The 12341-nt window shown below is 67.4% G+C and carries 12 protein-coding genes; 7 read left to right on the plus strand and 5 right to left on the minus strand.

Going from position 1 to position 12341, the window contains the following annotated elements; all coding sequences use genetic code 11:
• Nucleotides 1–19 precede the first annotated feature (19 nt).
• The gene (locus LJ760_RS16635) at nucleotides 20–907 is read left to right on the plus strand and encodes a phosphatidate cytidylyltransferase (protein WP_374200077.1); all 888 of its coding nucleotides are present in this window, start codon (nucleotides 20–22) and stop codon (nucleotides 905–907) included.
• 173 nt (nucleotides 908–1080) lie between these two features.
• Nucleotides 1081–1659 carry a DivIVA domain-containing protein gene (locus LJ760_RS16640; RefSeq protein ID WP_227924439.1) on the plus strand — a complete coding sequence of 193 codons (579 nt, stop codon included), beginning with the start codon at nucleotides 1081–1083 and terminating at the stop codon, nucleotides 1657–1659.
• 6 nt (nucleotides 1660–1665) lie between these two features.
• On the opposite strand, the gene LJ760_RS16645 is transcribed toward LJ760_RS16640, so the two are convergent.
• Genes LJ760_RS16645 through LJ760_RS16660 form a run of 4 tightly spaced genes read right to left on the minus strand, consistent with a single transcriptional unit; the run spans nucleotide 1666 to nucleotide 5535 of the window.
• Entirely contained in the window at nucleotides 1666–3165 is a 1500-nt protein-coding gene (locus tag LJ760_RS16645; protein WP_227924466.1) for a sodium/solute symporter, read from the minus strand.
• Between the two features lie 27 nt (nucleotides 3166–3192).
• Nucleotides 3193–3579, minus strand: a complete 387-nt coding sequence (locus LJ760_RS16650; RefSeq protein WP_227924440.1) for a hypothetical protein — start codon at nucleotides 3577–3579, stop codon at nucleotides 3193–3195.
• A complete protein-coding gene (locus LJ760_RS16655) occupies nucleotides 3576–4316 on the minus strand; it encodes a LytR/AlgR family response regulator transcription factor (RefSeq protein WP_227924441.1) in 741 nt (246 codons plus the stop codon). The genes LJ760_RS16650 and LJ760_RS16655 overlap by 4 nt, the downstream gene beginning before the upstream one ends.
• 10 nt (nucleotides 4317–4326) lie before the next feature.
• Nucleotides 4327–5535 (minus strand): sensor histidine kinase, encoded by a 1209-nt coding sequence (locus LJ760_RS16660; RefSeq protein ID WP_227924442.1) that lies wholly within the window; start codon nucleotides 5533–5535, stop codon nucleotides 4327–4329.
• 256 nt (nucleotides 5536–5791) lie between these two features.
• Between LJ760_RS16660 and LJ760_RS16665 the strand changes: the two genes are divergently transcribed.
• Both LJ760_RS16665 and LJ760_RS16670 read left to right on the plus strand, forming a co-directional pair.
• Nucleotides 5792–6163, plus strand: a complete 372-nt coding sequence (locus LJ760_RS16665; protein ID WP_227924443.1) for a DUF485 domain-containing protein — start codon at nucleotides 5792–5794, stop codon at nucleotides 6161–6163.
• 68 nt (nucleotides 6164–6231) lie between these two features.
• The gene (locus LJ760_RS16670) at nucleotides 6232–7788 is read left to right on the plus strand and encodes a solute symporter family protein (RefSeq protein ID WP_227924467.1); all 1557 of its coding nucleotides are present in this window, start codon (nucleotides 6232–6234) and stop codon (nucleotides 7786–7788) included.
• 32 nt (nucleotides 7789–7820) lie between these two features.
• Here LJ760_RS16670 and LJ760_RS16675 read toward each other — a convergent pair whose 3' ends face one another.
• On the minus strand, nucleotides 7821–8360 hold the full coding sequence (locus LJ760_RS16675; RefSeq protein ID WP_227924444.1) for an Lrp/AsnC family transcriptional regulator: 540 nt from the start codon (nucleotides 8358–8360) through the stop codon (nucleotides 7821–7823).
• Between the two features lie 166 nt (nucleotides 8361–8526).
• Between LJ760_RS16675 and pdhA the strand changes: the two genes are divergently transcribed.
• The 3 genes from pdhA to LJ760_RS16690 are packed head-to-tail and all read left to right on the plus strand — an operon-like array spanning nucleotide 8527 to nucleotide 12043.
• Nucleotides 8527–9669, plus strand: a complete 1143-nt coding sequence (gene pdhA / locus LJ760_RS16680; RefSeq protein ID WP_374200075.1) for a pyruvate dehydrogenase (acetyl-transferring) E1 component subunit alpha — start codon at nucleotides 8527–8529, stop codon at nucleotides 9667–9669.
• A complete protein-coding gene (locus tag LJ760_RS16685; protein WP_227924445.1) occupies nucleotides 9669–10688 on the plus strand; it encodes an alpha-ketoacid dehydrogenase subunit beta in 1020 nt (339 codons plus the stop codon). The genes pdhA and LJ760_RS16685 overlap by 1 nt, the downstream gene beginning before the upstream one ends.
• Nucleotides 10688–12043 (plus strand): dihydrolipoamide acetyltransferase family protein, encoded by a 1356-nt coding sequence (locus LJ760_RS16690; RefSeq protein WP_227924446.1) that lies wholly within the window; start codon nucleotides 10688–10690, stop codon nucleotides 12041–12043. The genes LJ760_RS16685 and LJ760_RS16690 overlap by 1 nt, the downstream gene beginning before the upstream one ends.
• The last annotated feature ends 298 nt before the right edge of the window (nucleotides 12044–12341 follow it).

Below are 12341 nucleotides of genomic sequence, written 5' to 3' on the forward strand. Positions count from 1 at the left end.
AGCAGCAAAGGCCAAGGAAATGAGCGCAGCTGATTCAGGACAGGTCGGCGGCCGCACCGCCCGGGGCCGCCGGTCCGCCGAGAAACCCGTAAAGGTTTCGCGCGCCGGACGCAATCTGCCTGCTGCCATCGCCGTAGGCGTGATTCTGCTCGGCTCCCTGCTTAGCGGCCTGCTCTTTTTCCCTTTCGCCATTGTGATTATTGCGGTTGGCTTCGCCGCCGTCGGTGTCTGGGAAGTCAACCGTGCGCTCGAAGTGCGCGGCATGAAAGTGCCGCAGGTGCCGGTGCTGGTCGGTTCCGTGGCGCTGCCGTTCGCGGCGTTCTTCGGCGGCACGGAAGCATTGGCCTTCGCGATGGTCGCAACGTCGGTTGCCATTCTCCTGTGGCGGAGCATCGACACCGCTGCCGAAGCGATCCAGAGCATCCTCGCCGGTATCTTCGTGGTTCTCTGGGTGCCGTTCCTGCTGAGCTTTGCACTCTTGCTGCTGCGCGAACCCGATGGACAGGTTCGAGTCGCCGTACTGCTCCTGCTCGTGGTCTCCAACGACACGTTCGGCTACCTGGTAGGTGCCTTCTTCGGTAAGCACCCGATGGCACCCAAGATCAGCCCGAAGAAGTCCTGGGAAGGCTTTGGCGGCTCTGCCGTCGGTGCCGCCGTCGTAGGCGTCGGCGCTGCCGTCCTGTTCCTGGACCAGCCCTGGTGGTTCGGCGTTGTGCTTGCTGTGGCGACAGTGGCCGCGGCCACCGCCGGCGACTTCTCCGAGTCCATGGTCAAGCGGGAACTGGGGGTAAAGGACATGTCCAACCTCCTGCCGGGACACGGCGGAGTAATGGACCGGCTGGATTCCGTGGTGTTCGCCTCCCCGGTGGTATTCCTGCTGTCGGTGCTGCTTTCCACGGCTTCCTAGCAGGAGCAACCGTAACGGTCCGGCAACGGCCGGTGTGCCGGATCACGTCCGCGGCACGGGCATCGTAAGATGTTTCAGAGTTTTCAGACGATGCCCGGCAGGCGCCCTGTAGGGACAACCGGCTCCAGCGGGAATAACTCCGCGGGGAAAAACCACAGAGGAACAATTTATTCATGGACGATGTGCGGCAGGCCAGTGCCCCTTTCGAACGCGTGGGACGACGGGACTACGGCTACAACATCCGCCAGGTCGATGAGTTCCTGACGAAAGCCAGGAACTACTACAACTCGGATTCCACCTCGGCTAATCCGGTGACCAGTGCGGACGTCCGGTCCATGGCGTTCGACCCGGCAAAGGGCGGCTACGAGCCGCAGGCGGTGGACGCCGCACTGGATCGGCTGGAGGACGTTTTCGCCCAGCGGGAACGGGACCGCCTGATTTCCGACCGCGGCGAAGAAGCCTGGCTGCTGCAGATCGGACGGATGTCCGCGGTCCTTAGGGCCCGCCTGCACCGCAAACCGGGGGAGCGGTTCCGCCGCCCCGGCAGGAAACGCGTCACCAGTTACAACGTCGAGGACGTTGACGCACTGTGCAACGAGCTCCTTGGATACTTCGAACACGACCGGCCCCTCAGCGTAGATGTGGTGCGCCGCGCCGTCTTCCGCGAGGCCAAAGGCCAGCAGGGATACGAGGAAAGCCAGGTGGATGCCTTCCTCGACCGCGTGGTCGAACTGATGGCTTCCATAGACTAGGCGGTCCTAGCGCGCCCCTGTTCCGGTTCCCGGGCGGGGCCGATCCAGCGGTTCCGGCGTGTGCAGCTGCGCCATGAACTTCGCCGTCCCGTCCGGCGCTGATCCGGCCGTCAGTCGGGACACCGCCACCATCACCGCAAACGCTGCGGGAACCGTCCAGGCCGCGGGCTGTTCGATCCAGGCGGGAATGCCGGCGCCCATCCGCGGCAGGACGGCCGCGGCGGCCATTGCCCCGCCGCACAGCAGCGCGCCGGTCAGCATTCCCGCTCCGGCGCCCGCCGCCGTCAGCCGGCGCCACCAGATGCCCAGCACCAGCAGCGGGCACAGGGTGGAGGCAGTGAATGCGAAAACCGTGCCGATGCTGCCGGCCAGTGCCGAGGATTCGGTCAGCAGGGCAATGACCAGGGGTACGACGGCGGCCAGCACGGCGGAGACCCGGAACCCGCCGACACTGCCGCGGAAGAACTCCTGGCTGATCACTCCCGCGAGCGAGACCGTAAGACCGCTGCTGGTGGAGAGGAACGCCGCGAATGCCCCAGCCGTGGCCAGGGCCGCGAGCAGGTCGCCGGTGGCACCGTCGAACACCCGCCCCGGCAGCAGCAGCACGGTCGCATCCGCGGCACCGCCGGCGGCCAGGTCCGGGGCATAGATCCTGCCCAGCACGCCGTAGGTGATCGGGAAGATGTAGAAGAGCGAGAGCAGGCCCAGGACAATCAGGGTGGTCCGCCGGGCCGAGGGGCCGTCGGGGTTGGTGTAGAAACGGACCAGCACGTGCGGGAGTCCGAGTGTGCCGCAGAGCAGTGCGATGCTCAGCGAAATATTGCGGTACAGCGGAGCGTGGGTTTCCGGGTTCAGCGCCTCCGCCAGGATCTGCCCGCCGCCGGCGGGCGGGCCGTCACCGGCGAGGCGGAAGAGGATGAACAGCACCGGTACGGCAATCGCCACCAGTTTCAGCCAGTACTGGAAAGCCTGGACAAACGTGATGGAGCGCATCCCGCCGGTCACCACGCTGAGGCAGACGACGCCGGTGACCACCAGGCAGCCGATCTCGGCGGGCAGCCCGGTGGTGATGCGCATGGTCAGCGCCGCACCGTGCAGCTGCGGCACGATGTACAGCCAGCCGATGGCGATCACCAGCAGGCTGGTGAGGCGCCGCACGGGGAGTGACTCCAGCCGGGCGGAGGCGAAGTCCGGCACGGTGTAGGCGCCGGACCGGCGCAGCGGTGCCGCGACGAAGAGCAGGAGCATGAGGTAGCCGCCGGTGTAGCCGATGGGGAACCAGAGCGCGTCCACCCCGGAAGCGACAATCAGCCCCGCCACGCCCAGGAAGCTGGCCGCCGAGAGGTACTCGCCGCCGATGGCCGAGGCGTTCCACCAGGGTTTCACCGTCCGGGAGGCCACATAGAAGTCGCTGGTGGTCCGCGAGATCCGCAGGCCGTAGAAGCCGATCAGCAGGGTCGCGGCGGAAACCAGTGCCAGCGCCGTGTACCCGATGCCGGGGTTCATGCCTGCGGCCACATCCCAGTTCACGGGCTACCGTCCGTCCACCAGGTCGCGGTACCGGTTTTCGTTCCGCTGGGCACTGAGCACGTAGAGCAGCCCGCAGCCGATGACCAGCGGATAAACGCCGACGCCGAGCAGGATCCACGGAGCAGGGACACCGAAAACGGACAGCTCGGCAATTACGGGCAGGAAAGCCAGCAGGACCGGAACGCTGAGCAGGATCAGCAGGAAGCCGCCGCCCACCACCAGTGCCAGCCGGAGCTGGCTGCGGATCAGGGAACCGATGATCAGCTCGCCCACCTCGGACTGCTCGTCCAGCTCCCGGGACACCGGGAACGGGGCTGCGCCCGTGCCCGGTGCGGTCACCCGGACGCGCCGGGAACCAGGTTCGGCGGCGGGAGTGGATTCCCCGTTCACTGCGTGGGCCGGACGCGGCCGGCGGCGAGTGTGTTGCGCACGGCGGGCAGGTGCCGCCGGCTGACGGGAAGGTCCACCTCGCCCAGCCGCACGCTTGCCCGCCCTCCGGTCAGCCGCACCTGGCGGATGTGGGTCCGGGCCACCAGGAAGGACCGGTGGATGCGCACGAACCCGGCACCGGCCCACTGCTCCTCCAGATCCGCCAGCGGAACCCGGATCAGGTAGCTGGCGTCCGCGGTGTGCAGCCGGGCATAGTCGCCCTGCGCCTGGACGTAGCGGATGTCGCCGCGGGGGATGATCCTCGTCGTCGCGCCCTGGACCACGGTGACGACGTCGGCGTCCTCCGGCTCGGCGTCGGCCGCGAGCTCGCAGATCCGGCGGACCGACTCGGAGAGCCGCTCCGGCCGGACGGGTTTCAGCAGGTAGTCGAGGGCGGCAAGATCAAAGGCCCGCAGTGCCTGGTCCTCATCCGCGGTCACGAAGACGACGGCGGGCGGACGCTCGCGCCGGCCCAGCGCCTTAGCGATGTCCAGGCCGGAGAGGGCCGGCATGTGGATGTCGAGGAAGACGGCATCGATGTTGCGGGTCTCGATTTCGTGCAGCGCCTGGGCGCCGCTGGCAGCCCGGTGGACCGTGCCGATCCGGGCGTCCAGGCCCAGGAGGTAGGCGAGCTCCTCGACGGCGGGGGCTTCGTCGTCGGCCACTACAACGGTGAGTGGCCGGAGAGGTTTGCGCATGGAGAACAGATTACGCGTTCGTAGGCCGGTTCTCCGGCTGCGACTTGGGTACCCGCATGGTGATCAGGGTGCCGGCCCCGGGTGCCGTGTCAATGACGAGCCCGTGCTTTTCGCCGTAGACCTGCCGCAGCCGCACATCCACGTTGCGCAGGCCCACGTGGTCCCCGTCGGCGTGGCCGGCCAGGACGGAGCGGAGGTACTCGGGGTCCATGCCCACCCCGTTGTCCTCGATGGTGATGACGGCGTCCGCTCCGGCGTCGACGGCGGCAATGCTGATCCGGCCCTGCCCGTCCTTGGTCTCCAGGCCGTGGCGGACGGAATTTTCCACCAGCGGCTGCAGGGACAGGAACGGAATGACCGTACCCAGCACCTCGGGGGCGATCTGCAGGGCCACTTTGAGCCGCTCGCCGAAGCGTGCCCGTTCCAGCAGGAGATACCGGTCCACGGATTCCAGTTCCTGGGCGATGGTGGTGAAGTTGCCGTGCCGGCGGAAGGAATAGCGGGTGAAATCCGCGAACTCGACCACCAGCTCCCGGGCGCGGGCCGGGTCCGTATTGATATAGGACGCGATCGCGTTCAGCGAGTTGTAGATGAAGTGCGGGCTGATCTGTGCCCGCAGTGCCCGGACCTCGGCCTCCATCAGCTGCGCACGGGAGGCATCCAGCTCCGCCAGCTCCACCTGCGTGGCAAGCCAGGCCGCCACCTCGTTGGCCGCCCGGACCAGGCCGGCGCGGACGGTCGGGGCGAACACGGCGACGGTGCCGAGGGTCTGGCCGTTGACCGGCAACGGGGAGACCAGCAGCTCGCCGCAGTCCTCCAGGCCCAGGGCGCGCAGTGCGGCGCCGCGGAAGACGCGTGTCCGGCCGGATTCGAGCACCAGTGCCGCTGCCGACAACAGCCGTTGGCGGCGGAACGGAGTGTCACTGACCGCACCGTCCCACGCCAGCACGGCGGATGCATCGGTGATCACCAGGGTGTCGCAGTCCAGCAGGTCGCGCAGGTGCCGGCTGGCCTTGCGGGCGCCGGCCGGCGTCAGGCCGGCCCGCAGATGCGCCGAGGCGAGCGACGCCGTGTGGAGGGTTGAGTAGGTGGCCTGCTCGGCGTCGGACCCCAGGTCCCGCTGCGATCGGCTGAGCCGGAAGCCGAGTGCGCCCACGACGGCGACGGTCAGGACGGCAACGGCGCAGACCAGGGCAATATCGACGGCGGGACTGAGCATGGACCAACCCTAACGGCCCGGCGGACGTCTCGGCCGTTCGACGCCGCGTAGAGCGCCGTCGAACGCCGTTCAGCGCTGTTCGTCGCTGTTCACCGCCGTTCACCGCACGGAACCAACCGTTCACCGACGCCGCGGGGCGGCGGATCGACACCGCCCCGGGACTGTAGGAAAGTGATCAGCGTCACAGCTTGCACAGCGTCGTGTCCTGACCTCCACAGGTGGATGCCGCGCGGCGGGCCCCACTAGAGGAGGAACAATGGCTGAAGAGCAGCCGGTTTCACACGCTGCGCACCCGGAACAGGTGGACTTCCGGGACGTCCAGAGCTCGCCTGAGTTCCAGGAACTGCGCAAGCGCCAGCGCAGCTTTATTTTCCCCATGGCCGTGGTTTTCCTGGTCTGGTACTTCGCGTACGTCCTGCTGGCCGACTACGCCCACGAATTTATGTCCACCCCGGTGATCGGGAACATCAACATGGGCCTGATCCTCGGCCTGCTGCAGTTCGTCAGCACATTCGGCATCACCATGTGGTACGTCAGCTACGCCAACCGCAAGATGGACCCCATTGCGGCGGACCTCCGCCGTGACCTTGAGGCCCACGGAGTGAGCCGCCCGGAGGAGACCAAGTGAACAGCCTGCACATTTCCGCCGCCACCGAAGTGACGGCCGAGTCCATCAAGGACACCGGCCTGCTGAACATGGTCATCTTCGGTGTCTTCGTGGCCGTCACCCTGGTGGTGGTGCTGCGCGCCAGCCGCAACAACAAGACCGCGGCCGACTACTACGCCGCCGGCCGGTCCTTCACCGGACCGCAGAACGGCACCGCCATTGCCGGTGACTACCTCTCGGCGGCGTCGTTCCTCGGCATTGTCGGGGCCATCGCCGTGAACGGCTATGACGGCTTCCTGTACTCCATCGGCTTCCTCGTCGCCTGGCTCGTCGCCCTGCTCCTGGTCGCTGAAATGCTGCGCAACACCGGCAAGTTCACCATGGCCGATGTGCTCTCCTTCCGCCTCAAGCAGCGGCCGGTGCGCATTGCCGCAGCCATCACCACGCTGGCGGTCTGCTTCTTCTACCTGCTGGCCCAGATGGCCGGTGCAGGCGGACTGGTCTCCCTGCTTATGGGTATTGACAGCAAGGTCGGACAGTCCGTGGTCATCACAGTCGTCGGCGCCCTGATGATCATCTACGTACTGGTCGGCGGCATGAAGGGCACCACCTGGGTGCAGATCATCAAGGCCTTCCTGCTGATTGTCGGCGCGGCCGTTATGACCGTCTGGGTCCTGGCCCTGCACGGCTTCAACCTCTCCGAACTGCTGGGTGCCGCCGTCGAAACCACCGGCAACCCGGCCATCCTGGATCCGGGACTGCAGTACGGCAAGTCGGACACCTCCAAGCTGGACTTCGTCTCCCTCGGCCTGGCACTGGTACTAGGTACCGCCGCCCTGCCGCACGTGCTGATGCGCTTCTACACGGTTCCCACCGCCAAGGAAGCCCGGCGGTCCGTTGTATGGGCCATCTGGCTGATCGGCATCTTCTACCTGTTCACCCTGGTCCTGGGCTACGGCGCCGCGGCCCTGATCGGCTCGGACGCCATCAAGGAAGCTCCCGGCGGAGTGAACTCGGCTGCACCGCTGCTGGCCTTTGCGCTGGGTGGTCCGGTGCTACTGGGACTGATTTCCGCCGTCGCCTTCGCCACCATCCTGGCAGTGGTGGCCGGCCTGACCATCACGGCAGCGGCCTCCTTCGCGCATGACATCTACGCCAACGTCATCCGCAAGGGACAGGTGGATGCAGACGGCGAGGTCAAGGTAGCCCGCACCACGGTAGTGGTGATCGGCATCATCTCGATCCTCGGCGGCATCGGCGCCCAGGGCCAGAACGTGGCCTTCCTGGTGGCCCTCGCCTTCGCGGTGGCGGCCAGTGCCAACCTGCCCACGATTGTCTACTCGCTCTACTGGCGGAAGTTCTCCACCCAGGGCGCACTGTGGAGCATGTACGGCGGCCTCGGCTCCGCGATTGTGCTCATTGCCTTCTCGCCGGTTGTCTCCGGTGCGGAAACCTCAATGATCGTCGGCGCGGACTTTGCCTGGTTCCCGCTGAATAACCCGGGCATCGTGTCCATCCCGCTGGCCTTCTTCCTGGGCTGGCTGGGTACCGTGCTGGACAAGAACACCGAATCCGCCATCAAGCAGGCGGAGATGGAAGTCCGGTCACTGACCGGCGTCGGCGCCGAGAAGGCCGTCGACCACTAGGGGGCAACAGCCTCAGCAAAGGCAGGTTCCGCTCAGGCGGGGCCTGCCTTTGCCGTGGCCGGTGCCTGCTCCCGCCGTTCGGGGCTCGACGACGGCGGCTGCGGCAGTCCTGCCCCGCGGCGCAGCAGGGGAGCGGCGCGCAGGGGGATGAGTTCACCCATGGCCAGGTTGGTGTCGCAGCGCTGGACGCCTTCAACGGCGAGGATCTGCTTGTTGATGCGGAACAGGTCTTCGGCGTCTGCAGCTACGACGCGCAGCAGGATGTCGGCGTCTCCGGTGAGGCCGTGGGCTTCGACAACCTCGGGCAGTCCGGCCAGGTCTTCGGTGATCCGCGCCAGGCTCGGCTGGTGGACATGGACATGCACAAACGCCATCAGGGGGTAGCCGAGCGCGGCAGTGCTGATCCGGCGTTCAAACGGCAGGAACGCCCCTTTGCGTTCCAGTCCGGCCAGCCGGGCCTGGACGGTATTGCGGGAGAGGCCGAGGACTGCCGCCAGGGCCACGGCCGTACGTGTTGAATCCTCCGCCAGGGCAAGGAGGAGACGTAGGTCGGTGGTGTCGAGGGGCTGCATAGTGCGCAACGCTAGCACGGCGTTTTGGCCGTTTACAGGGCAGGATGCTCGGTCTTTGCGGGAATGGTTGTGCCGGGTGCTGGGTGTGGGTAGGGTCACATGTACCCGGGCAATGGAGCCCGGGGTCGGTTTGGCCCCGCCACCCCAGAGGCCCAAACACGGAAGGATGCGTATCCAAGTGTCCCTGCATACCCCGGTGCGGCACCCGGAAAACTCCGGCAGCTCACCCACCGACCCTTACGTACAGCTCGTCACCCCCGACGGCGTCCGTACCCCGGACCCCCTGTATGACCGCTGGGTCGAGGATATCGACGGCGCCCGGCTGCAGGAGCTCTACATCGACATGGCGGTCATCCGCCGGATCGATACCGAAGCCACGGCCCTGCAGCGGCAGGGCGAGCTGGGGCTGTGGCCTCCGCTGCTCGGCCAGGAAGCCGCACAAATCGGCTCCGTACGGTCCCTGCGCTCCTCCGACTTCGTTTTCCCCAGCTACCGGGAGAACGGCGTGGCATACTGCCGCGGTGTGGAAGTGGGTGACCTGATGCGGGTCTGGCGCGGCAACGCCGGCGCCGGCTGGGACCCGCATGAAGTGAACATGGCGCCCACCCAGGTCATCATCGGCGCCCAGGCCCTGCACGCCGCCGGCTACGCCATGGGAATCACCCGCGACGGTACCGATGACGCGGTGATCAGCTACTTCGGCGACGGCGCCACCAGCCAGGGAGACGTCCACGAGGCGATGGTCTTCGCCTCGAGCTTCAACTCCCCGGTCGTTTTCTTCTGCTCAAACAACCAATGGGCCATCTCCGAACCGGTCACGCTGCAGGCACAGGTACCCATCGCCAACCGCGCCCCGGGCTTCGGCATCCCGTCCATCCGGGTGGACGGCAACGATGTCCTTGCGGTTATGGCCGCAACCCGGGAGGCGCTGGACCGGGCCCGCTCCGGCAACGGGCCGACCTTCATTGAAGCGGTCACCTACCGGATGGGTCCGCACACCACGGCCGACGATCCCACGCGCTACCGGGACTCCGCCGAACTGGAACGGTGGCGGCGAAAGGATCCGCTGTCCCGGCTGCAGGCGCTGCTGGCTTCCATGGGACTGTTCACCGAAGAGTTCGCCGCCGAAGCCGGCCGCCGGGCCGACGACGTAGCTGCCGAGCTGCGCGCCGCGTGCCTCGGTATGCCGGACCCGGTGCCCGCAGAAGTTTTTGCCCATGTCTATTCCGAGCCCCACTCCTGGCTGGACCGCCAGCAGGAGCAGTACTCGCGTTATCTCAGCGGTTTCGCTGGCGAGGAGAACCGGTAATGACCAGCATGACCTTCGGGCGGGCGATCAATGCCGGCCTGCGCCGGGCAATGGAACAGGATCCCCGCGTCCTGATTATGGGTGAGGACGTCGGCAAGCTCGGCGGCGTCTTCCGGATCACAGACGGACTCCAGAAGGACTTCGGTCCGCTGCGCGTCGTGGACACCCCGCTCGCCGAGTCCGGGATCATGGGCACAGCAGTGGGGCTGGCGTTCCGCGGCTACCGCCCCGTAGTGGAGATCCAGTTCGACGGCTTCATCTACCCGGCGTTCGACCAGATTGTTTCCCAGGTGGCCAAGATGCACTACCGGACCCGCGGAGCAGTGAAACTGCCGCTGACCATCCGGGTTCCCTTCGGCGGCGGCATCGGATCACCCGAACACCATTCCGAATCACCCGAGGCCTATTTCACCCATACTTCGGGGCTGCGCGTCATCAGCGTGTCCAACCCGCAGGACGCGTACACAATGATCCAGCAGGCCATCGCTTCCGACGATCCGGTGCTCTACTTCGAACCGAAGCGGCGCTACCACGTGAAGGGGGAGGTGGACGAAGCAGCGGCACCGCAGCTGCCCATGGGCTCCGCCCGGGTGCTGAACGAGGGCAGCGACGTAACACTGGTCGCCTACGGCCCACTTGTCCCCACCGCCCGCGACGCCGCAGTGGCGGCCTCGGACGAAGGCGTCTCGGTGGAGGTCATCGACCTGCGCTCGCTCGCACCCGTCGACTTCGCCACCGTGGAGGCCTCCGTGCGCAAGACCGGGCGGCTGGTGATCACGCACGAGGCAGCCCAGTCCGGCGGCCTGGGCGCGGAGATCGCGGCCAGCATCACCGAGCGCTGCTTCGAGTACCTCGAGCATGCTCCGGTGCGGGTTACAGGCTTTGACATCCCGTATCCGCCCTCCCGGCTCGAGTCCCACCACCTGCCGGACCTCGACCGCATCCTCGACGGAGTGGACTGTGCCATGGACCGGCCCAGTTCCCTGGCCGGCGTCGTTTCCGGATCGGCGGCGAGCTGATGCTGCGCGAATTCCGCCTCCCGGATCTGGGGGAGGGGCTCACCGAGTCCGAGATCCTGAACTGGCACGTCAGCGTGGGGGATATCGTCCAGCTGAACCAGGTGATTGCCGATGTTGAGACAGCCAAGGCGGTGGTGGAGCTGCCGTCCCCCTACGCCGGGACAGTGGCCCGCCTGCACGAACAGGCCGGAACGGTGGTCGAGGTCGGATCCCCGATCGTTTCATTCGAGGTAGCGGTGCCTGCGGGTGCCGAGGCAGAAGCGGCCGGCGAGCCGGTGCAGGCCAAGCGGGAGCCGAACCTGGTGGGGTACGGTGCGGTGCCGGATGCCACCGGTCGCCCCGCCCGACGACGCCGCGGCCCGGCTCCTGCCCCGGGACCCGTGCCTGCCGCGGTGCCTGCGGCTGAGGCTGCCCCTGCTGCGGCTGCGGCTGCACCCGTGCCTGCCCCCGTGCAGGAGCGTCCGCGATCCACCCCGCCGGTCCGCAAGCTGGCCCGGGATATGGGAGTGGACCTCACCCAGGTACACGGCTCCGGCCCGGGCGGGCTCGTGGTGCGTACCGACGTCGTCCGTGCTGCTTCACCCGCCGCCGAAACGGCGCCAACATCCGCAATGAACTCCGCCGCTGCCGTGCCTGCCCCGCCGGCGCCGGAGGGGCGGGAGGAACGGATCGCCATCTCCGGCATGCGGAAGCATACTGCTGCCGCCATGGTGGCCAGCGCCTTCACTGCTCCCCATGCCACGGTGTTCCTCACGGTGGATGTCACTCCCACCATGGAGCTGCTGGAACGGCTCCGGCAGCAGCCGGCCTTCAACGGCTTGAAGCTGTCTCCGCTGACGCTGGCGGCCAAGGCGGTTTGTCTGGGGCTGAAGCGTTTCCCGTCGCTGAATTCGCGGTGGGATGAGTCCGCACGGGAAATCATCCGCTACAACTACGTGAACCTCGGCATTGCCGCGGCCACGCCGCGCGGGCTGATGGTTCCCAACATCAAGGATGCCCAGACACTGAGCCTGCATGGCCTGGCTGCTGCGGTGACGTCCCTGGCGCAGACCGCACGGGAGGGCAGGACGCAGCCCGCGGACCTGGCGGGCGGGACCATCTCCATCTCCAACGTGGGGGTGTTCGGCGTCGACACCGGAACGCCCATCCTGAATCCGGGAGAGGCAGCCATCCTGGCGCTGGGGGCAGTCCGCCGGCAGCCGTGGGAGTACAACGGAGCCATTGCCCTGCGCTCGGTAATGACCCTGAGCCTCTCCTTTGACCACCGGCTCGTCGACGGCGAGCAGGGGGCAGGGTTCCTGAGCGAAGTGGGAGCCGTTCTGGCCGAGCCCGCACTGGCACTGGCCATGGCTTAGGAGCAGAAAGGGGCTTAGACGCATCAAGGGCCGCCTGCGGAGAAATCCGCAGGCGGCCCTTTACCCTGCTGCAGCCCGGGCCGGCGACGGGGACGGAGACAGCTTCGGTGTCCGCTTCGGTGCCCGGAAAGGCGGCAACGAAATCCCTTGCTCGCAGAGCTCGCCGGGATATTAAAGCCGCCTTATCCCGGCGCCTACGTCGGACCCGCCCTGTGGCGGTGCCCGGGGCGGACGCTGCCCCGCCGTTCCTGCGTTTTGTCCAGATCCCTCCGGATTGTCCGGATCCCTGCGCAGCGCG

The organism is Arthrobacter sp. zg-Y895 (assembly GCF_020731025.1).
In the GTDB taxonomy this organism is placed as follows: Bacteria; Actinomycetota; Actinomycetes; order Actinomycetales; family Micrococcaceae; genus Arthrobacter_B.